General features: G+C 54.0%; 24 protein-coding genes. 11 read left to right on the top strand and 13 right to left on the bottom strand.

Annotated elements, in window-relative coordinates:
* The first annotated feature begins 120 nt into the window (after nt 1-120).
* The 7 genes from N1689_RS06420 to oppF all read left to right on the top strand — a co-directional run bounded on the left by N1689_RS06420 (nt 121) and on the right by oppF (nt 8,729).
* Entirely contained in the window at nt 121-768 is a 648-nt protein-coding gene (locus tag N1689_RS06420; RefSeq protein WP_161733986.1) for a YchE family NAAT transporter, read from the top strand.
* A 581-nt stretch (nt 769-1,349) separates the two neighbouring features.
* Nucleotides 1,350-2,975 (top strand): ABC transporter substrate-binding protein, encoded by a 1,626-nt coding sequence (locus tag N1689_RS06415; protein WP_260058307.1) that lies wholly within the window; start codon nt 1,350-1,352, stop codon nt 2,973-2,975.
* A 154-nt stretch (nt 2,976-3,129) separates the two neighbouring features.
* Complete coding sequence (gene oppA / locus N1689_RS06410) at nt 3,130-4,770, top strand: oligopeptide ABC transporter substrate-binding protein OppA (RefSeq protein WP_161733982.1); 1,641 nt, start codon at nt 3,130-3,132, stop codon at nt 4,768-4,770.
* Nucleotides 4,771-4,862: 92 nt separating this feature from the next.
* On the top strand, nt 4,863-5,783 hold the full coding sequence (oppB, locus tag N1689_RS06405; protein ID WP_161733980.1) for an oligopeptide ABC transporter permease OppB: 921 nt from the start codon (nt 4,863-4,865) through the stop codon (nt 5,781-5,783).
* 14 nt (nt 5,784-5,797) lie between these two features.
* Nucleotides 5,798-6,706, top strand: a complete 909-nt coding sequence (gene oppC, locus N1689_RS06400) for an oligopeptide ABC transporter permease OppC (RefSeq protein ID WP_161733977.1) — start codon at nt 5,798-5,800, stop codon at nt 6,704-6,706.
* An 11-nt stretch (nt 6,707-6,717) separates the two neighbouring features.
* On the top strand, nt 6,718-7,731 hold the full coding sequence (locus N1689_RS06395; protein ID WP_161733975.1) for an ABC transporter ATP-binding protein: 1,014 nt from the start codon (nt 6,718-6,720) through the stop codon (nt 7,729-7,731).
* Nucleotides 7,728-8,729, top strand: a complete 1,002-nt coding sequence (oppF, locus tag N1689_RS06390; RefSeq protein WP_161733973.1) for a murein tripeptide/oligopeptide ABC transporter ATP binding protein OppF — start codon at nt 7,728-7,730, stop codon at nt 8,727-8,729. Before N1689_RS06395 ends, oppF begins: the two co-directional genes overlap by 4 nt.
* A 43-nt stretch (nt 8,730-8,772) precedes the next feature.
* On the opposite strand, the gene N1689_RS06385 is transcribed toward oppF, so the two are convergent.
* Together N1689_RS06385 and cls are read right to left on the bottom strand one after the other, a co-directional pair.
* Nucleotides 8,773-9,096 carry an HI1450 family dsDNA-mimic protein gene (locus N1689_RS06385; RefSeq protein ID WP_003853921.1) on the bottom strand — a complete coding sequence of 108 codons (324 nt, stop codon included), beginning with the start codon at nt 9,094-9,096 and terminating at the stop codon, nt 8,773-8,775.
* A 45-nt stretch (nt 9,097-9,141) separates the two neighbouring features.
* Nucleotides 9,142-10,602 carry a cardiolipin synthase gene (gene cls / locus N1689_RS06380; protein WP_260058304.1) on the bottom strand — a complete coding sequence of 487 codons (1,461 nt, stop codon included), beginning with the start codon at nt 10,600-10,602 and terminating at the stop codon, nt 9,142-9,144.
* 170 nt (nt 10,603-10,772) lie between these two features.
* Between cls and N1689_RS06375 the strand changes: the two genes are divergently transcribed.
* Entirely contained in the window at nt 10,773-10,946 is a 174-nt protein-coding gene (locus tag N1689_RS06375) for a YciY family protein (RefSeq protein ID WP_095707117.1), read from the top strand.
* 22 nt (nt 10,947-10,968) lie between these two features.
* On the opposite strand, the gene N1689_RS06370 is transcribed toward N1689_RS06375, so the two are convergent.
* Nucleotides 10,969-11,286 carry a hypothetical protein gene (locus tag N1689_RS06370; RefSeq protein WP_161733971.1) on the bottom strand — a complete coding sequence of 106 codons (318 nt, stop codon included), beginning with the start codon at nt 11,284-11,286 and terminating at the stop codon, nt 10,969-10,971.
* A 345-nt stretch (nt 11,287-11,631) separates the two neighbouring features.
* Between N1689_RS06370 and ycgZ the strand changes: the two genes are divergently transcribed.
* On the top strand, nt 11,632-11,874 hold the full coding sequence (ycgZ, locus tag N1689_RS06365; RefSeq protein ID WP_260058303.1) for a regulatory protein YcgZ: 243 nt from the start codon (nt 11,632-11,634) through the stop codon (nt 11,872-11,874).
* A 199-nt stretch (nt 11,875-12,073) separates the two neighbouring features.
* Here ycgZ and N1689_RS06360 read toward each other — a convergent pair whose 3' ends face one another.
* Complete coding sequence (locus N1689_RS06360; RefSeq protein WP_253418760.1) at nt 12,074-12,259, bottom strand: hypothetical protein; 186 nt, start codon at nt 12,257-12,259, stop codon at nt 12,074-12,076.
* Between the two features lie 76 nt (nt 12,260-12,335).
* Complete coding sequence (locus N1689_RS06355; protein WP_003853909.1) at nt 12,336-12,632, bottom strand: YciI family protein; 297 nt, start codon at nt 12,630-12,632, stop codon at nt 12,336-12,338.
* Between the two features lie 197 nt (nt 12,633-12,829).
* Here N1689_RS06355 and tonB point away from each other — a divergent pair, with 197 nt between their 5' ends.
* Nucleotides 12,830-13,579 (top strand): TonB system transport protein TonB, encoded by a 750-nt coding sequence (gene tonB, locus N1689_RS06350; protein WP_161733965.1) that lies wholly within the window; start codon nt 12,830-12,832, stop codon nt 13,577-13,579.
* Nucleotides 13,580-13,615: 36 nt separating this feature from the next.
* On the opposite strand, the gene yciA is transcribed toward tonB, so the two are convergent.
* Genes yciA through N1689_RS06330 form a run of 4 tightly spaced genes read right to left on the bottom strand, consistent with a single transcriptional unit; the run spans nt 13,616 to nt 15,866 of the window.
* Nucleotides 13,616-14,038, bottom strand: a complete 423-nt coding sequence (yciA, locus tag N1689_RS06345; protein WP_161733963.1) for an acyl-CoA thioester hydrolase YciA — start codon at nt 14,036-14,038, stop codon at nt 13,616-13,618.
* 58 nt (nt 14,039-14,096) lie between these two features.
* Nucleotides 14,097-14,636 carry a septation protein A gene (locus N1689_RS06340; protein WP_161733961.1) on the bottom strand — a complete coding sequence of 180 codons (540 nt, stop codon included), beginning with the start codon at nt 14,634-14,636 and terminating at the stop codon, nt 14,097-14,099.
* A 51-nt stretch (nt 14,637-14,687) separates the two neighbouring features.
* Nucleotides 14,688-15,422 (bottom strand): YciC family protein, encoded by a 735-nt coding sequence (locus N1689_RS06335; protein ID WP_222925409.1) that lies wholly within the window; start codon nt 15,420-15,422, stop codon nt 14,688-14,690.
* A 27-nt stretch (nt 15,423-15,449) separates the two neighbouring features.
* A complete protein-coding gene (locus tag N1689_RS06330; RefSeq protein ID WP_161736509.1) occupies nt 15,450-15,866 on the bottom strand; it encodes a YkgJ family cysteine cluster protein in 417 nt (138 codons plus the stop codon).
* A 254-nt stretch (nt 15,867-16,120) separates the two neighbouring features.
* Between N1689_RS06330 and ompW the strand changes: the two genes are divergently transcribed.
* Nucleotides 16,121-16,753 carry an outer membrane protein OmpW gene (gene ompW / locus N1689_RS06325; RefSeq protein WP_237566755.1) on the top strand — a complete coding sequence of 211 codons (633 nt, stop codon included), beginning with the start codon at nt 16,121-16,123 and terminating at the stop codon, nt 16,751-16,753.
* A 46-nt stretch (nt 16,754-16,799) separates the two neighbouring features.
* On the opposite strand, the gene N1689_RS06320 is transcribed toward ompW, so the two are convergent.
* From N1689_RS06320 to trpCF, 4 genes are all read right to left on the bottom strand, one after another.
* Nucleotides 16,800-17,114 (bottom strand): BON domain-containing protein, encoded by a 315-nt coding sequence (locus N1689_RS06320; protein WP_009089937.1) that lies wholly within the window; start codon nt 17,112-17,114, stop codon nt 16,800-16,802.
* 149 nt (nt 17,115-17,263) lie between these two features.
* Nucleotides 17,264-18,067: a tryptophan synthase subunit alpha gene (trpA, locus tag N1689_RS06315; RefSeq protein WP_161736508.1), complete on the bottom strand. Its 804-nt coding sequence runs from the start codon at nt 18,065-18,067 to the stop codon at nt 17,264-17,266.
* Nucleotides 18,067-19,257 carry a tryptophan synthase subunit beta gene (gene trpB / locus N1689_RS06310; protein WP_161736507.1) on the bottom strand — a complete coding sequence of 397 codons (1,191 nt, stop codon included), beginning with the start codon at nt 19,255-19,257 and terminating at the stop codon, nt 18,067-18,069. Before trpB ends, trpA begins: the two co-directional genes overlap by 1 nt.
* A gap of 45 nt (nt 19,258-19,302) precedes the next feature.
* Entirely contained in the window at nt 19,303-20,664 is a 1,362-nt protein-coding gene (trpCF, locus tag N1689_RS06305; protein ID WP_260058302.1) for a bifunctional indole-3-glycerol-phosphate synthase TrpC/phosphoribosylanthranilate isomerase TrpF, read from the bottom strand.
* Nucleotides 20,665-20,666: the final 2 nt, after the last annotated feature.

Below are 20,666 nucleotides of genomic sequence, written 5' to 3'. Positions count from 1 at the left end.
GCGGAAAGCGCTAATTGCTTTGCTGTTCATCAGGATAAATACCCAGGCGCACATCTGGCGTCTCTGCACGTTTTCACATACATTAGGCGCGTTTTCCCCCCTGTGGTACGGAGTAGAGTTGTGAATCCAGCGCTGTTAGATCTATCAGGCTACATAAAATTTTTTGTCGGGCTCTTTGCGCTGGTCAATCCGGTAGGCATTATTCCGGTGTTCATCAGCATGACCCGTTATCAGGGGGTAGCTGAGCGTAACAAAACCAACCTTACAGCTAATCTGGCCGTTGCCATTATTCTCTGGACGTCACTTTTCCTCGGCGATGCGATTCTGCATGTGTTTGGCATCTCGATTGATTCCTTCCGGATTGCGGGCGGGATTCTGGTCGTCACCATTGCCATGTCGATGATCAGCGGCAAGCTGGGCGAGGATAAGCAGAACAAACAGGAGAAGTCAGAAACGGCGATTCGTGAAAGCGTGGGGGTTGTGCCGCTGGCATTGCCACTCATGGCGGGGCCGGGTGCCATCAGCTCAACCATCGTCTGGAGTACCCGCTACCACAGCTGGCTCAATCTGCTGGGATTCACCCTGGCCATTGCTATTTTTGCCTTCTGCTGCTGGCTGCTGTTCCGCGCCGCGCCGTTAATGGTGCGCATTCTTGGGCAGACCGGTATCAACGTCATTACCCGAATTATGGGCCTGTTACTGATGGCGCTGGGTATTGAATTTGTTGTGACCGGCATGAAGTCGATTTTCCCCGGCTTGCTGAACTAGAAACTCACTTATTTCATGCAGCGAAGCGAATTGGTGACCTGAATTGGTGCAGTAAGGTAATTTATTGCACCATAGTAATGCGGTCATTCATCCTGCTTAATAAAAACAGACGATTATAAATTCCGTTACTGTGGGTTTGCTCACAGACTTTTTTTCTCAGAATAATGTCACTATTTTCACACGATAATCTGCTATCTGATCTCCGCTCAACCCGATAAATACCCAGGCTTCAGCGGCCAGCCTGAATTTCATCACGTCGATGCTCTTTTTATCAATACAAATACCAAAACAGACGCTTTTTGTAGCTGCATAACGCCCTGGAAACAGGTTTCCAGCTAAATAGCCTATTTTTCATATCGATATAATATTTTCAGGACGAAAATTAACACTTTCGCTGCCTGACATCTCATGATAAAAGAGAATTAGTTAACATTTTAGCTATTTTGCTTTGGCGCCCCTTCGCGGCTTCTGATAATTTTTGGCCCAGCGTAAATTTTTTCTCCGAAAGTCCAAAGTGAGAACGCTTTTTGCTTAAGCCTATCGGGATACTTAATTAAAGGTTGGCGTTTCGCATGATTGGGATGAAAAACTTGCAACAACAGCGGTCAGCAATCGCACTCTTTTTGTTCACGGCTTTTTCTCCGGCTTATGCCGCCACCATTCCGCCTGGAACGGTTCTGGCCGCCCAACAGCAAATAGTGATCAACAACGGAAGCGAAGTCTCTTCGCTGGATCCACATAAAACCGAAGGCGTGCCGGAATCTAATGTTATCCATAACCTGCTGGATGGCCTGGTTAACACCGATAACCGCGGTCAGGTTGTGCCGGGCGTCGCCAGAAGCTGGGAAAATCCACAACCCACGGTCTGGATTTTTACTCTGCGTGATGATGCAAAGTGGAGCAATGGCGAACCGGTGACGGCCGCTGATTTCGTTTATAGCTGGCGTCGGCTGGTGGACCCGAAAACAGCATCGCCATATTCCAGCTATCTGCAGGCAGCTCATTTTGCCGGTATTGATGCCATCCTCGCCGGTAAAGCATCACCCGATCAATTGGGCGTAAAAGCACTTGATGCCCATCGCCTGCAGATTACCCTGAGTGAACCCGTGCCTTACCTGGTGGCGATGTTAGCGCACACGGCGATGAAGCCGGTTTATGCGCCAGCCATTAAGCAGTGGGGCGACGCCTGGACCCGTCCCGGTCACTACATCGGTAACGGTGCCTATACACTGAGCGACTGGGTGGTGAATGAAAAAATCGTTGTGACGCGTAATCCCCTCTACTGGGACAATGCGCATACGGTGATTGAGCAGGGGACCTTCCTGCCGATCGCTTCTGAAAACAGTGACATTAATCGCTATCGCAGTGGCGGTACGGATATCACTAACAGTGCGATACCGCTAGAGATGTTTGGCAAGCTGCGCAAAGAGCTGGGTGATGAAGTCAAAGTCAGTCCGCTACTTTGCACCTTCTACTACGAAATCAACAACAAAAAAGCGCCGTTCACCGATGCACGGGTGCGCGCTGCGCTGAAAATGACCCTCGATCGCGAGGTGATTGCCAATAAGATCATGGCTCAGGGACAGATTCCGGCCTATAGCCTCACGCCACCGTTCACGGCTGATATTAAGCTATCCCCGCCTGAATGGTTCACCTGGACCCAGGCGCAGCGTAATGAGGCGGCGAAAAAGCTGCTGGCAGAGGCGGGCTTTGATGCCAGCCATCCGCTGAACTTTACGCTGCTCTATAACACCTCTGATCAAAATAAGCGGCAGGCGATTGCCGCCGCGTCGATGTGGCAGAAAAATCTGGGCGCGAAGGTGACGCTGCAGAATCAGGAGTGGAAAACCATGCTGGAGACCCGTCATCAGGCCCAGTATGACGTGGTGCGTGCCACCTGGTGTGCCGATTACAACGAGCCCTCCACCTTCCTGAACATGCTGATCAGTAACGCCTCGATCAACACCGCGTTTTACAGCAGCGCGACCTTCGATCGCTTAATGGCGGAAACGTTGACGGCGGGCAGCGAGGCGCAGCGCGTCGACCTGTATCAGCAGGCTGAAACACAACTCGACAAAGACTCACCAATTGTGCCAGTTTACTACCGCGTAAGTGTGCGCCTGGTAAAGCCCTGGGTTGGCGGCTTTACGGGCAAAGACCCGCAGGACATGACAGACCTGAAGTACTATTTCATCAAACAACACTGATCTGATCGCCGTTTCGGCGAGACAGTCGGGACACGCATCAGCGTACAGACCATTTTGGGGTCAATCTCCCTGGGAACAGGCCAGGGAGCCCGGAGACGGGGGACGCCGTGGCGGAGCATCGCCACGGTGACGATAATAAAACTGGAGTGTAATAATGAACAACATCACGAAAAAAAGCCTGATTGCAGCGGGCGTTTTTGCCGCAGTGAGTGCCCTGGCAGGGAATGCGGCTTTCGCGGCAACCGTGCCTGCGGGCGTTGAGCTGGCCGCTAAACAGGAGCTGGTTCGCGGCAATGGCGATGAAGTACAGTCGCTCGATCCGCACAAAATCGAAGGCGTGCCGGAAGATAACGTGGCGCGCGATCTTTACGAAGGTCTGCTGGTCAATGACAGCAACGGTAAACCGATCCCGGCCGTAGCGGAAAGCTATGAAAATAAAGATTTCAAAGTGTGGACTTTCCACTTACGTAAAAATGCCAAATGGTCCAATGGCGAGCCGGTCACCGCGCAGGATTTCGTCTACAGCTGGGAGCGTCTGGTCGATCCTAAAACCGCCTCACCGTATGCCAGCTATCCGCAGTATGGTCATATCCTGAACGTCGATGACATCATCGCCGGTAAAAAACCAGTTACCGATCTGGGCGTAAAAGCTATTGATGACCACACGCTGGAAGTCACCCTGAGCGAGCCGGTTCCCTATTTTGATAAGCTGCTGATTAACTCCGTCATGTCACCGGTTTACAAACCGGCGATTGAGAAATTTGGCGATCAGTGGACGCAGCCGCAGAACTGGGTCGGCAACGGTGCCTTTAAGCTTGAAGCGCACGTGATTAACGAACGTATCACCCTGGTGCGTAACCCGAACTACTGGGACAATGAACATACGGTGCTGAACAAAGTCACCTTCCTGCCGATCAGTTCAGAAGTCAGTGACGTTAACCGCTACTTCTCCGAGAACGGCAGCGACATGACCTATAACAACCTGCCAATTGAGCTGTTTAAAAAGCTGCAGCGTGACAACGGTAAAGAGCTGCACGTCGATCCATATCTCTGCACCTATTACTACGAAATCAACAACCAGAAAGCGCCATTCACCGATCCTCGCGTGCGCGCGGCCCTGAAGCTGGGTCTGGATCGTGACATCATGGTGAATAAAGTGCTGGCGCAGGGCCAGAAACCTGCCTATAGCTACACGCCACCAGCGACCGACGGCATGGACATTCTGCCGCCAGACTGGTTCACATGGTCACAGGACAAACGTAATGCCGAAGCGAAGAAGCTGCTGGCTGAAGCGGGCTACACCGCTGACAAACCGCTGACCTTTAACCTGCTGTATAACACCTCCGATCTGCACAAGAAGCTCGCGATTGCCGCCTCGTCGATCTGGAAGAAAAACATCGGCGTAAACATCAAGCTGGAAAACCAGGAGTGGAAAACCTTCCTGGATACCCGTCATCAGGGTAACTACGATGTGTCGCGTGCGGCCTGGTGTGCGGACTACAACGAACCCACTTCCTTCCTGAACACCATGGTGTCCAACAGCAGCAGTAACACATCGCACTATAAGAGCGATGAGTTTGACAAAGTGGTGCGTGACGCGATCAAAGCCCCGGATGCGAAAGCCCGCGCAGTGGATTATCAGAAGGCTGAGCAGATCATGGATAAAGACAGCACCATCGTACCGGTTTACTACTACGTAAATACGCGTCTGGTGAAACCTTATGTCGGCGGTTATACCGGTAAAGATCCACTGGATAAAACCCTGGATAAAAACTTCTACATCATCAAACACTAATAGCATTCAGGCTATCAGCAGTGGCGGCGCGTCTGGCGCCGCCTTTTTTAATTTTTTATATGTTGTGAAGCAACAGCCTGGTAGGTACGGCAATGTTAAAATTCATCCTGCGTCGCTTGCTTGAAGCGCTACCGACGCTGTTCGTCCTGATTACTATCTCCTTCTTCATGATGCGCCTGGCCCCCGGTAGTCCTTTTTCCGGCGAGCGTACGCTGGCACCCGAAGTCATGGCCAACATTGAGGCGAAGTACCACCTCAATGATCCCATTGGTAAACAGTATGTCGATTACCTTGTGCAGCTGGCGCACGGCGATTTCGGCCCGTCGTTTAAATACAAAGACTATTCGGTCAACTATCTGGTCGCACATGCGTTCCCGGTTTCTGCCAAACTCGGTCTGGCTGCGTTCCTGCTGGCGATAGTGCTGGGCGTCACCGCCGGCGTCATCGCTGCGCTCAAACAAAATACGTTGTGGGACTTCGCGGTGATGGGGGTGGCAATGACCGGTGTGGTGATACCCAGTTTCGTGGTCGCACCGCTGCTGGTCCTGCTGTTCGCCATCAGCCTGAAATGGCTGCCGGGCGGTGGCTGGAATGGCGGGCAGTGGAACTACATGCTGCTGCCGATGGTGGCGCTGTCGCTGGCGTATATCGCCAGTATCGCGCGTATTACCCGTGGATCGATGATTGAAGTGATGCACTCCAACTTTATCCGCACCGCGCGCGCCAAAGGCCTGCCGCTGCGCCGCATTGTGCTGCGTCATGCGCTGAAGCCCGCCTTGCTGCCGGTGATCTCCTACATGGGACCGGCGTTTGTCGGCATCATCACCGGGTCGATGGTCATTGAGTCGATCTATGGTCTGCCGGGTATCGGTCAGCTGTTTGTGAACGGTGCGCTGAACCGTGACTACTCACTGGTGATGAGCCTGACCATTCTGGTCGGTTTGCTGACCATTATCTTCAACGCGATTGTTGACGTGCTCTATGCCGTTATCGATCCAAAAATTCGTTACTGATTGCGGAGTTCGCCATGATGTTAAGTAAGAAAAACAGCGAAGCTCTTGATGCGTTCAGTGAGAAGCTGGAAGTAGAAGGGCGCAGTCTCTGGCAGGACGCGCGTCGTCGTTTTATCCATAACCGGGCGGCCTTAATCAGCCTGCTGGTGCTGCTGGTGATTACCCTGTTCGTGATCTTTGCGCCGATGATGGCGCAGTTCACCTACGACGATACCGACTGGGCCATGATGTCCTCGCCGCCGGATACCACTTCCGGCCACTGGTTCGGCACTGACTCATCGGGTCGTGACCTGCTGGTGCGCGTGGCGATTGGTGGCCGTATCTCCCTGATGGTGGGTGTGGCCTCAGCGCTGATCGCGGTGATCGTGGGCACACTTTATGGTTCGATTGCTGGCTATCTCGGCGGCAAAACGGACTCGGTGATGATGCGTATTCTGGAAATCCTTAACTCTTTCCCGTTTATGTTCTTCGTCATCCTGCTGGTGACCTTCTTTGGTCGTAATATCCTGCTGATTTTTGCCGCTATCGGTATGGTTTCATGGCTGGATATGGCGCGTATTGTGCGCGGCCAGACGTTGAGCCTGAAGCGTAAAGAGTTTATCGAAGCGGCCCATGTCGGCGGGGTATCAACCTGGAAAATCGTGGTGCGCCACATCGTGCCAAACGTGCTGGGCGTGGTGGTGGTTTACGCCTCGCTGCTGGTGCCAAGCATGATCCTGTTTGAATCCTTCCTGAGCTTCCTCGGTCTGGGTACGCAGGAGCCTTTGAGCAGCTGGGGCGCACTGCTCAGCGACGGCGCCAACTCGATGGAAGTCTCACCCTGGCTGCTGCTCTATCCAGCGGGCTTCCTGGTGGTTACGCTGTTCTGTTTCAACTTTATCGGCGATGGCCTGCGTGATGCCCTCGACCCGAAAGATCGTTAAGGAGTTTCCCGATGACTATTCATGAATTTCAGCCAGCGATGGCGGCCCGCGCGGGAAGCGAACAGCTACTTACGGTCAAAGATTTACGCGTGACCTTTGGCACGCACGATGGGGATGTGACCGCCGTTAATGACCTCAACTTCTCGCTGCGCGCCGGTGAGACGCTGGGCATTGTTGGCGAGTCCGGTTCCGGCAAATCACAGACGGCCTTTGCCCTGATGGGGTTGCTGGCAAAAAATGGCCGCATTGGCGGCTCGGCGATGTTCAACGGCAAAGAGATCCTGAACCTGCCTGAGAACCAGCTTAATAAACTGCGCGCCGAACAGATTGCAATGATCTTCCAGGACCCGATGACGTCGCTGAACCCCTATATGCGGGTGGGCGAGCAGTTGATGGAAGTGCTCAAGCTACACAAAGGGATGAACAGCGCACAGGCGTTTGAAGAGTCAGTGAGAATGCTGGACGCGGTGAAAATGCCGGAAGCACGTAAACGCATGAAGATGTACCCGCATGAGTTCTCCGGCGGGATGCGTCAGCGCGTGATGATTGCCATGGCGCTGCTGTGCCGGCCAAAACTGCTGATTGCCGATGAACCGACCACGGCGCTGGATGTGACGGTGCAGGCGCAGATCATGACGTTGCTCAACGATCTGAAGCGTGAATTCAACACCGCTATAATCATGATCACCCACGATCTCGGCGTGGTGGCCGGGATCTGCGATAAGGTGCTGGTGATGTATGCCGGACGCACCATGGAGTATGGCCGCGCTCGCGATGTCTTTTATCAGCCTGCGCACCCTTACTCAATTGGTCTGCTGAATGCAGTGCCGCGCCTGGATGCGGAGGGCGAGAGCCTGACCACCATTCCGGGCAATCCACCCAACCTGCTGCGGCTGCCGCAGGGCTGTCCGTTCCAGCCGCGTTGTCCGCACGCAATGGATATCTGCACCCAGGCTCCGCCGCTGGAGCCGTTTGGCGAAGGCCGTCTGCGTGCCTGCTTTAAGCCGGTGGAGGAGTTAGTATGAGCACCGTAGCTGAAAAAAGAGTGTTACTGGAAATCGCCGACCTCAAAGTCCATTTTGATATCAAAGATGGCAAGCAGTGGTTCTGGCAGCCGTCAAAAACCCTGAAGGCAGTGGATGGCGTCAGCCTGCGCCTTTATGAGGGAGAAACGCTGGGCGTGGTAGGCGAGTCTGGCTGCGGCAAATCGACACTGGCACGCGCCATTATCGGTCTGGTTAAAGCCACGGAAGGTCGGGTGGCCTGGTTAGGCCGCGATCTGCTGGGGCAGAGTGAAGAGGAGTGGCGCAAGGCGCGCAGCGATATCCAGATGATTTTCCAGGATCCGCTGGCGTCGCTGAACCCGCGTATGACCATCGGCGATATCATCGCCGAGCCACTGCGCACCTACCATCCAAAAATGGCGCGGCAGGAAGTGAAAGACCGCGTCAAAAATATGATGATGAAAGTGGGGCTGCTGCCCAACCTGATTAACCGCTACCCGCATGAGTTTTCGGGCGGTCAGTGTCAGCGTATCGGTATCGCCCGTGCGCTGATTCTGGAGCCGAAGCTGATCATCTGCGATGAACCGGTCTCGGCGCTGGATGTTTCGATTCAGGCTCAGGTGGTGAATCTGCTGCAACAGTTACAGCGTGAGATGGGGCTGTCGCTAATCTTCATTGCCCACGACCTGGCTGTGGTGAAGCATATCTCTGATCGGGTGCTGGTGATGTATCTGGGGCATGCGGTGGAGCTGGGTACCTACAGCGAGGTCTACAGCAATCCGCAGCATCCTTACACCCGTGCGCTGATGTCTGCCGTGCCGATCCCCGATCCTGATCTGGAAAAAAATAAGCAGATTCAGCTGCTGGAAGGGGAGTTGCCGTCGCCGATTAATCCGCCGTCAGGCTGCGTGTTCCGCACCCGCTGTCCGATCGCCGGCCCGGAGTGTGCGAAAACCCGGCCGCTGCTGGAAGGCAGTTTCCACCATGCGGTCTCTTGCCTCAAGGTCGATCCGCTCTAAAGCAAAACGCCGGGCATGTGCCCGGCGTTTTCTTATCTGATGCTTACTCGCGCCACAGGATATGACAGAGCTTGTGATCTTTCTCGCGGCACAGCAGCACGCGGGCAAAGACATCAGTGATTGGCTCACCATCCGCTTCACCCAGCCCGATGACTACCTCGGCGAAAAAGTCCGGGTTCAGATCAAAATCGACATGGTCTTTCCAGTCTTCAGAGGGATCAAACAGCTCTGCGCCACCGCGCTCTTCGAACTGCAGATTGAAGAGAATGACGTCTGCCGGGTCGAGATTGTCGACGGCCAGTTCGAGAAAAATATCGTAGGCCTGTTCCAGCGTTTCATCTTCGGTAAGGCGATTATTCAAATCCATAGTCTGTCCTGTCGGCCTGCGGCCATTTACACAATCTGGCTCGTTTTACAGTAAAGGACTGAAGAAGTAAAACAGTCGTTCGACGATGCGCTGCCACCAGGCACGTTTTGCCCAGCGCTTACCGTCCAGCAGGCGGGAGCGGGCAATGTAGTCATCCTGCACACAGGCGAGATCGCTGCCAAATCCTGCATCATCCACCACCAGCGTCACTTCAAAATTCAGCCATAAACTGCGCATATCAAGGTTAACGGTTCCCACCAGACTCAGCTGTCCGTCGACCAGCACGCTTTTAGTGTGCAGCAGACCATCTTCAAACTGATAGATTTTCACGCCCGCTTCCAGCAGTTCGCTGAAGAAGGAGCGGCTGGCCCAGCCGACCAGCAGGGAGTCGTTGTGGCGCGGCACAATCACGCTGACACTCACGCCACGCTGCGCAGCGGTACAGATAGCATGCAGCAGATCGTCGCTGGGCACTAAGTAGGGTGTGGTCATAATCAGCTGTTCACGCGCTGAATAAACCGCGGTCAGCAGCGCCTGATGGATCATATCTTCCGGGAAGCCAGGTCCGGAGGCGATCACCTGCACGGTGTGGCCGCTCTCCTGCTCAAACGGCATGATGTTGCGATCGGGCGGTGGGGGAAGAATGCGTTTACCGGTCTCAATCTCCCAGTCACAGCTGAACACAATGCCCATCGCGGTCGCAACCGGGCCTTCCATACGCGCCATCAGGTCAATCCACTGGCCTACACCCGCGCTCTGTTTAAAGAAGCGTGGATCCACCAGGTTCATGCTGCCGGTATAGGCAATGTAATTATCAATCAGAACGATTTTGCGATGCTGACGCAAATCCATTCGCCGCAGGAAGACGCGCAGCAGGCTGACCTGCAAGGCCTCCACGACGTCGATACCGGCATTGCGCATCATGCCGAGCCATGGGCTGCGGAAAAAGTTGACGCTGCCTGCGGAGTCGAGCAGCAGTCGGCAATGAACGCCACGGCGTGATGCGGCCATTAGCGATTCGGCGACTTCATCCGCCAGGCCGCCGGGATGCCAGATGTAAAACACCATCTCAATGTTATGACGGGCCAGCTGGATATCACGAATCAGCGCCTGCATGACGTCGTCGGCGCTGGTGAGCAACTGAAGCTGATTGCCCTTAACCCCGGCAATGCCCTGACGATGGTAGCAAAGCTCAAACAGTGAACGGGCAACGTCACTGTGCTCGGTGGCAAAAATTTCACGGCACTGTTTCAGGTCGTTGAGCCAGCGTGCGGTCGACGGCCACATAGTGCGGGCGCGCTCCGCGCGACGTTTGCCCAGATGCAGTTCGCCAAACGAGAGATAAGCGATAATACCCACCAGCGGCAGAATATAGATAACCAGCAGCCATGCCATCGCCGAGGTTACGGCCCGGCGCTTCATTAATACACGCAGCGTAACCCCGGCGATCAGCAGCCAGTAACCAAATACCAGCAACCAGCTGATCAGGGTATAAAAAGTGGTCATAAAGTGGACATCCCGTTCGCGCTTTCGTCTGGCAAGTTTACGTGCAGATCATCGCTAACGAAACCCTTTATCCCGGACAGTCTCGATGAGAGATCTGATTTGGCATTACGACGGAGATCTCTATAATGCCTTCGCACAGGTCTTGCATGTATGAAGTCAGAGAGGATGTGATGAAACGAAGCAGAAATGAAGTGGCGCGCTGGAGAATGTTACGTCAGGTGCATCGCCGCCGCTCCCGCTGGCTGGAAGGGCAGTCGCGGCGTTACAAGCGTATCCATTGCATTCGCCATCAACTGGCACAGCAGCAACGTCGCTCGATCCTGTTTATTACGCAGTTAGTTTAGGTTATATCGGCAGCAGCCCTGCTCAGGCTTCAAAAAATCCCGACTCTGCCATGACTCGTCGCGCTATAGCATGCTCCTGACGCGACGCACCCCGGTCACTGACTTCGCGCATGAGGCACTCCATCGTGCTGCCCAGCGCCGCTGGTCTGCGATACCCCGTCCGATCGTACCATTCGTAAGACCATTTTCCCGATTTACGCTGGTAATAGAGGGTCAGCCATGCAGAGCAATTTGCAGGATAACCACTCATGACTTCGATTTTCGGATCAATAATCGCCACAATTCGGGATAGCAGTGGCTCGATCAGAGTAAGTGACTGGCCGGGATAGGTTTTATTCATAATTTGCCCGCGATTACGCTGTGCTTCCATTCAGAGGTTTAACTCACAAAAGCTAAATGTAGACAGCTCTGCCAGATAATTCCTCCCGACGGCTAAAAAAATGACACAGAGATCATTTTTTAAAGCTAAACAGGCTATCTCAAGGTGTAATTTAAGAGGTGTACAGCCGCTGACGTTAAACCTGTACAACTTTACATTTTTGCAAGTCACTGTTCCTAAATGATTTATTCATTTAATCAGCAGGCACGGCGAAATTTTGAGTTAAATATCTGTACAGTTAAGGGGTTGTTGTATAACTTTACCGTATCGGTTACTAACTTTTAATGAATCCTATGAGGGCCAACCATGCAGACTAACGTTCGTATTACCGCTTCAGTATCTGACCTCTCCGCTTATTTACACAGTGCTGCACAGCCTTCACAGCAGGCCATTCTGGGGTCTGTCGTGACGGAAATCATCGCTTCTGGCCGTAGCCTGAACCGTAAAGCGATTTGCTCAAAGCTGATCAGCCGTTTACAGCATGTCACCAGCCCGGAAGAAGAGCAGCACTATCATGCGCTGATTGGTCTGATTCTGGACAGGGGTTAATTCAACGCCACTATGCCAGTGAGTGACGGGAAAACAAAGCGGGCTAACTTAACGAGCAGGCCCGCTTAGCCATAAATAAGCTCTTAACGGTCAGGCGGAGAGCGTCGCGTTCAGCCGTATGGGCAGAGGAGTAATGCAGTACGAAAGCTTTTTCTGACAGGGGTATTTACGCTGATATCGCAATAAGCTGCATGAATCATTAACCCGAAAGACGTTGTGACGTCATCATCAGCGTTACATTCACCAACTGCAGTGCTGCCGCCAGCACGATCAGCATCACAATCCACTGCTTTTTACTACGCCAGCCCTCTGTTCGCCAGAGGTATAGCGCACCGCCAATCAGTAAAGCGATAATTGCCAGTAGCCCCAGAATGATTATCTGCATCTTTCCTCTCTGAATATTCAAAACAAAAATGGCGTCTGTGCCAGGCACAGACGCCATTTTGACTGCAGATACGTTATCAGAAGACGCGTTTAAACGGCTTAACCGAGACCTGTTTATAGACGCCCGCCGCAAAGTAAGGATCATCCTGGGCCCATGACTGTGCGGCTTCTAAGGACGGAAACTCAGCAATAACGGTTGAGCCAGTGAAGCCCGCCACGCCGGGATCGTTGCTATCCACAGCAGGCATTGGGCCTGCGATGATCAGGCGTCCCTCCTCCTGCAGCAGTTTGAGCCTCGCCAGGTGGGCAGGGCGCACGGCGTTACGTTTTTCCAGTGACTCTGCAGTATCTTCTGCATAAATGACGTAAAGCACTAAGGAACTCCTGGTTATCAGAATTTTGCAACACGTTAAGGGATTGACGATTAGAGTGCAAACGAAACCTGTGGGCGGCTAATGGCTCAGCATAAAGGGCTAAAAAGCGCTTTTCTTCAGGCCGGATGGCGGGAGTTATTGAAACTGATTGCTATTTGCATTTAAAATCGCTGCTCTATTCAATCACTGCGACTGTTATGACCACGCTGACTATGCCATTTCCTAAACGCACGCCTGTCTCCATGTTGTTGTCTGTTGCTCTGCATGGAGTCGTGATTGCCGGAATTCTTTATGCTTCATTCCAGCAGGTGATTGAGGTGCCCAAAGCATCGCAGCCCATCAGCGTTACCATGGTCGCGCCCGAAGTCCAGCCCGAGCCAGCACCGGCTATCGCAGAGCCGCCTGCGCCACAACCTGAACCGCAGCCTGAACCGGAGCCACAGCCAGTGCCGGAACCGCCAAAAGCGGAGCCGGTACCCCTTCCGAAACCTGAACCGAAGCCGAAGCCTAAGCCTAAACCAAAGCCGGAACACAAACGGGAGCAGCCAAAACGCGAGGTGAAGCCGCGTCAGGAGAGCAAACCGAAGGCCGACCCGTTTAAGCAGGAAGCCCCGGCGACGCAAAACAAACCGACCACGGCGCCAAAATCTACACCGTCACCTGGCTCATCGGCCTCAACTGGCCCTAAGGCACTGAGCGTGAGTAAGCCTGGCTATCCTCAGCGTGCTTTTGCATTGCGGGTAGAAGGACGTGTAAGGGTGAAGTTTGATGTGGACAGCGACGGACGGGTGGATAACATCCAGATTCTCTCTGCTGAACCGCGCAATATGTTTGAGCGGGGCGTAAAGCAGGCGATGAAAACCTGGCGCTATGAGAAAGGAAAGCCAGGACAGGGTCTTACCATGAATATCGTGTTTAAAATTAATGGTGGTGCCAGCATTGAATAAGGTACCGGGTCAGGCAGACGCCGCCTGACCCGTCACTTATCCAGCAGGCTGCTGATTGGCGCGACCGGCTGGCAGAGGACGGGAATTGCCCGCATTGTCGACCGCCACATAAATAAACACCGCTTCCGTCGCAATGTAAGTTTGTCCAATCGGCTCAGACGACACTTTTTTGATCCACACTTCCACATTAATCGTCATGGAACTGTTGCCGGTACGAAGACAGCTCGCATGGCAGCTCACCACATCGCCCACCGCGACGGGCTTCATAAATGACATGCCGTCGACGCGAACCGTCACCACGCGTCCTTCAGCGATCTCTTTCGCCAGGATAGCGCCACCCATATCCATCTGTGACATCAGCCAGCCACCAAAAATATCGCCGTTGGCGTTGGTGTCTGCTGGCATGGCGAGCGTACGCAGCACCATTTCGCCTTTCGGCAATTTATGTTTTTCGCCCATTGCTTCCACTTCTATGCAGGTGAATGCTAAAAAAATGCCCGGCGGACCGGGCAGATGATTATTTTTGTTCCTGCTGCGGCATCTGTCGCCAGATGTAAAGCCCGCTGAGCAGGGTAAACAGTAAGGTCAGACCGGAGAGACCGAACACTTTAAAGTTAACCCAAAACGCCTGAGATAACCAAAAGGCGACATAGATGTTTACCAGGCCGCAGATGAAGAAGAATAGCGCCCAGGCAACGTTGAGCCGACGCCAGACCGCATCGGGCAGGTGTAACTCTTTGCCCAGCATGCGCTGAATCAGCGTCTGCTCCATAAACCACTGGCTGTAGAGCAGGGCGGCGGCAAACAGGCTGTAGATCACCGTGACTTTCCACTTAATGAACTCATCGTTGTGGAACACCAGCGTCAGGGTGCCAAAAACCGCCACCAGCACAAAGGTGAAAATCGTCATCTTTTCCAGCTTGCGATAGAGCACCCAGCTGACAACCAGCGCCAGGCCGGTGGCCACGATCAGCGCGCCCGAGGCGACAAAAATGTCATACAGCTTATAGAAGATGAAAAAGACCACCAGGGGGAGAAAGTCGAGTAGCTGCTTCATAGTTTTTCCATTCAGAGTTGGCTGCGAATGTGCCCGAAGGCACACCGCCAATCAACGTAACAGCATATAGAGCCGATAAAGATAGATAATCAACATCGCTGAAACCACATTGCCAGCCGCGGTAAAAATCACCGACGAGACATTGAGGGGTAATACCGTCAGCGATGAGAAGAAAAGCATCACAATGACTTTAGCCAGCAGCCAGAGCAAAATCGCCGGGGCGATCAGCCTGACATTCTTCCACGCCATCCGCATACTGGCGCGCATGGCGGCAAAGACACCCATCTTCTCACTCGCCACCATCACCGGCGCCAGCGACAGCAGGATCGTCAGCAGAATGCCTGGCACGACCAGCACCATAAAGCCCAGCTGCGCGACCAGCGTCATCAGGAAGGTGAGCAGCAGCAGCTTTGGCAGCAGCGGTGCTGAGGCACCAATGGCCCGCAACGCACTGACACGCTGGCCGGAAGAGACCATCGGGATCAGATAGAGCATACCGCCAAGCAGCAGGGTATTCCCCATCAGCGCGGCAAAAGTGCTGGCCGCTGAGGCGCGCAGCAGTACCTGTTGCTGTTCCGGTGACATATTCTGCACCATCTCAAATAACGAACTGGCGCTGTCATCGCCCTGCTGCAGGATGGCCATCTGATCGGCACCAGGCGTCAGCACATGCACCAGCATGACGGTGACAAACGCGGCCAGCAGCGACATCAACAGCACCGTAGCCAGTTGATGGCGCGCGAAATTTCCTGTGTCACGGTATAACGAGCTTGCCGTGATAGACATGTACACTCCTTGGAGGAACCGGGTTAATTAACCCGGCGATTGTACATGTTCTGGCAGCTCCGGGGCACCCGGCAGGGCATAACTTTCTGTAATATGAGGTAAAGAGGGCGCAAAAAGGGCAGGAAGGCCATAACGCGCGCGGGCGCGATCGCAGGCTTCATTATGGATACCTGCTTCACCCGACATTGAAAACTCCCGACAGGGCGTCGGACGTTGTTCATAAATGCCGCAGGAAACGCAGCCGCCAATGTCGCCCTGCAGGGCGACGCAGCGGGGCGCACGATCGTTGGTACCCCGCATGTTGCGCATTAACAGGCCTAAAGGCTCCGTTAATTCAGTGGGAACCAGACCGCCCGCATCATCGGCTTCAGCCCAGTAAAATGAGACGCGGAAATGGGCGCAGCAGGCGCCACAGCTGACACAAGGGTTAGAGAGCTCACTCATTTGATCACCCGCCCCTCCCAGGGCATCGAACCAAAATCAACAATGAAGATAAGCAACATAGGGCCAGCGAAATTATTCAGCAAGCGGAATTTGCATGCTGCTGACAGCGCCGAAATTGATCTAAATCAATTCATTGTTTTTTAAGCAATTTATCTCAGGGGTACTGAGTGCAATTTTCTGTAAATCGCGTTAAATAATTGCCAGCAAAAAAAGCGATTCCGTTCGCGACATTAACATTAAGCAAAGGAGTGATAATGAAACTGGCAAAATGCGCGATGCTGCTGGCCCTGGCCCTGCCTCAACTGGCGATGGCCCACGAAGCAGGCGACTTCTTTATGCGTGCCGGCAGCGCTACCGTCCGGCCGACTGAGGGTTCCGATAATGTGTTAGGAATGGGCGAGTTCAGCGCCACTAATGACACACAACTCGGCCTGACCTTCACGTACATGGCAACAGACAATATTGGTGTTGAGTTACTGGCCGCCACGCCTTTCCGTCACAAAGTCGGTCTTGGCCCGACGGGTACGCTGGCTACCGTTCGCCAGTTACCGCCGACGCTGATGGCGCAGTACTATTTCTTTGACAGCAAAAGCAAAGCGCGCCCTTACGTTGGCGTGGGGATCAACTACACCACCTTTTATGATGCCGATTTCAACCAGACGGGCCGCGATGCGGGCCTGACCGATCTCAGCGTGAAGGACTCCTGGGGTGTGGCGGGTCAGGTCGGTCTGGATTATCAGATTAACCGTGACTGGATGCTGAATGCATCAGTGTGGTACATGGATATTGATACGGAAGTGAAGTTTAAAGCAGGAGGCGAGCAGCAGAATATCAATATGCGCATCGATCCCTGGGTCTTCTTCTTCGGAGCGGGTTACCGTTTCTGATGAGAAAAAGGCCGCTGAATCAGCGGCCTTTTTTTCTGTTACGACGTTATTTGATCTGCATATTGTTGACGACTGACTTCACGCCCGGCACGCTGCGCGTAACCTGAACGGCACGATTCGCCATCTGTGGTGATGAAACAAAACCGCTCAGCTGAACTTTACCTTTGAAGGTTTCTACGTTGATTTCAGTCGATTTCAGCGAGTCATCTTTCAGCAGTTCACCTTTCACTTTTGTGGTCACCACGGTGTCATCAATATAGCCACCGGTTCCCTCTTTGGTTGCGGTTGGCGCACAGGCGCTCAGTGTCAGCGCAACCACGCCCGCCAGTACAGCACCTGTCAGCAGTTTAACGAATTTCATTGCTCTCTCTCCCTGTCACAAAATGGATGCGACGTTACCGTAACGGCGCATTGTCATTGTGGTGCAGATTTTGCAAAAAGGGCAAATAGCGGAATGAAAAAAAAGGAAACAAATCATGCCTTATCGCGCGATAAGGCATGATGGCAGGATTAACGGCTGGCGGCCTTGAGGCGGCTGACAAAATTCTTAAGTTCACTCAGCATGACCTCAGGCTCTGCATGGTGTTTTTCAATGATTCTGACAATCGCAGATCCGGAGATAGCACCCGCTGCACCGGCAGCGATCGCTTCTTTCACCTGTTCCGGTTCTGAAATACCAAAGCCCTGCAGCGGCGGCGCGGCGTGGTATTCACGCAGCTTGTCGATCAGGTGCTGCAACGGCAGGCTGGCACGGTTTTCAGCACCGGTCACACCCGCGCGTGACAGCAGGTAGGTGTAACCCCGTCCGTGTGACGCGATCTCGCGCAGCAGCTCATCGCTGGCGTTAGGCGGACAGATAAAGATAGGTGCTATGCCATGACGCAGCGCCGCCTGACGGAAGGGTGCAGACTCTTCAACCGGCACATCCGCAACCAGCACCGAATCCACACCGGCTTCAGCACAACGGGCATAGAACGCATCCACGCCGTTGGTGAAAACCAGGTTAGCGTACATCAGCAAGCCAATCGGCAGATCCGGGTATTTACGGCGGATAGTCGCCAGCATTTCAAAACACTGGCTGGTGTTGGTACCCGCCGCAAAGGCGCGCAGCGTGGCGTTCTGAATGGTCGGGCCATCTGCCAGCGGATCGGAGAAGGGAATACCCAGCTCCAGTGCATCCGCGCCACCTTCCACCAGCGCGTCAATCACGCGCAGTGAAAGCTCCGGAGAGGGATCGCCCAGCGTAACGAAAGGAACGAAAGCGCCTTCGTTATTCGCTGACAGCCGTGTAAACAGTTGATTGTAACGTTCCATCAGATTTCTCCCTGCGCTGTCAGAATGTCATGAACGGTGAAAATATCTTTGTCGCCGCGGCCAGAGAGGTTGACCACGATCAACTGCTCTTTTTCTGGTTCAGCGTGAATCATCTTCAGGGCATGCGCCAGAGCATGAGAAGACTCCAGCGCCGGAATAATCCCTTCCGCACGGCACAGCTGTTTAAAGGCGTCCATCGCTTCATTATCGGTAATGGAGACATACTCCGCGCGACCAATGCTGTTCAGATGCGCATGCTGCGGACCCACTGACGGGAAGTCGAGGCCGGCAGAGATTGAATAAGACTCCTCAATCTGGCCATCGTGGGTCTGCATCATCGGCGATTTCATACCGAAGTAGATGCCGACGCGACCATGTTTGAGCGGTGCGCCATGCTCGCCGGTTTCAATGCCGTGACCGGCGGGCTCCACGCCGATCAGCTTCACGCTGGTCTCATCGATGAAGTCGGCAAACATCCCGATGGCATTTGAACCGCCGCCTACGCAGGCGAGGATCGCGTCAGGCAGGCGGCCTTCTCTTTCCAGAATCTGCTTTTTGGTCTCTTCACCAATCATGCGCTGGAACTCACGCACGATAGTCGGGAAGGGATGGGGACCCGCCGCGGTGCCGAGCATATAGTGTGAAGTCTCATAGCTGCCAGACCAGTCACGCAGCGCTTCGTTACAGGCATCTTTCAGCGTGGCGGAGCCGCTGTGAACCGGGATCACTTCTGCACCCATCAGACGCATACGAAACACGTTAGGAGACTGACGTTCGACATCTTTCGCACCCATATAGATGCGGCACTTCATGCCCAGCAGCGCACAGGCCAGCGCGGAAGCGACGCCGTGCTGACCGGCACCGGTCTCGGCAATGATTTCGTTTTTGCCCATACGTTTAGCTAACAATGCCTGACCCAGCACCTGGTTGGTCTTATGCGCGCCACCGTGTAGCAGATCTTCACGCTTAAGATAGAGGCGGGTTTTGGTGCCTTTCGTCAGATTTTTACACAGTGTCAGGGCAGTAGGACGACCGGCATAGTTCTTCAGCAGGTCGGTAAACTCGGCCTGAAACTCAGGATCTTTCTGGGCGTCGACAAACGCCTCTTCCAGCTGGCGCAGGGCTGGCATCAGGATCTGCGGAACATACATTCCGCCAAATTCGCCAAAGTAGGGATTCAGTAACGTCATTTTTCTCTTCCTTTCTCGGGCCCGCCGTTGAGCAGGCCAGGCAAATCAGTAGGCACGCAGCGTCTGAAACACCGCGGCAATTTTTCGGGCATCTTTGATGCCAGGCGCGCTTTCCACACCAGAGTTGAAGTCCAGTCCGGCACAGCCCAGCTGCGCGGCTTCAACACAGTTATCCGCACTCAGGCCACCGGCCAGCAGCACATTGTCCAATGTCTGCCCCTGTAACAGCGACCAGTCAAAACACTGTCCGGTTCCGCCATCACCATTATCAAATACATAGCGGTCGACATGTGGCCAGTCGCGCGCAGGTAATGCGCCTTCAATGCGAAGTGCTTTCCAGATTTGAATCTCTGCAGGTAAGGAAGCACGCAATTCTGCCACAAATTCCGGCGTTTCATTGCCGTGAAGCTGCACTGCTGACAGCGAAATCGCACTGGCCTGCGTGACAACGTCACTGATGGAGTGGTTGCGGAAAACCCCGACGTAACGCAGCGGCGCGGCGACAATCACATGTTGTGCCGCGGCGGTGTCAATCTGGCGCGGTGACCCTTCCGCGAAAATCAGACCGCCATAGATTGCACCGGCTTCATACGCAGCGCGGGCATCTTCGGCACGGGTCAGACCGCACACTTTATTGCTACCCAACGTAACCCGACGTACCGCACCGGTCAGGTCAGCTTCTTCCATCAGGGCAGACCCAATCAGGAAGCCGTTGGCAAAGTGGCTCAGCTCACGAATATCTGCGTAGCTGTTTATGCCTGATTCGCTGATTACGGTGACGCCGTGTGACAGGCGTGGCGCCAGCTGACGAGTGCGGTTGAGATCGATAGAGAGATCGCGCAGGTCGCGATTGTTAATTCCCACGACTTTTGCCTGCAGCGCGATAGCCCGCTCCAGTTCCTCTTCATTACTCACTTCCGTCAGGATGCCCATTTTCAGGCTGTGCGCTACGGCGGCCAGCTGACGATATTGCTCATCATCCAGCACAGACAGCATCAACAGGATCGCATCCGCCTGGTAATAGCGGGCCAGATAGATCTGATAAGGGTCGATAATAAAATCTTTGCACAGCACCGGCTGGGTGATGGCGGCGCTGACAATCGGCAGAAAGGCGAAGTCACCCTGAAAATATTTCTCATCGGTCAGCACGGACACCGCAGAAGCATAGTGGCGGTAAACCCCGGCTATGGCGGCCGGATCGAAATCCTCGCGAATCACACCTTTTGAGGGCGACGCCTTTTTACATTCCAGGATAAACGCAGTTCTTGCACCCTGCAGCGCGTCATAGAAATGACGGCTGGCAGGTTCAATGCTGTTCTGAAAGGTGGAGAGAGGCTGCTGCTGCTGACGGGCTTCCACCCAAATCGCTTTGTCCTGAACAATTTTTTCTAACACGGTGCCTTTCATGA

This window comes from Pantoea sp. XY16, from assembly GCF_025153065.1.
GTDB classification, from domain to species: Bacteria; Pseudomonadota; Gammaproteobacteria; order Enterobacterales; family Enterobacteriaceae; genus Pantoea; species Pantoea alfalfae.
This window is presented reverse-complemented; position numbering and strand designations above follow the sequence as displayed.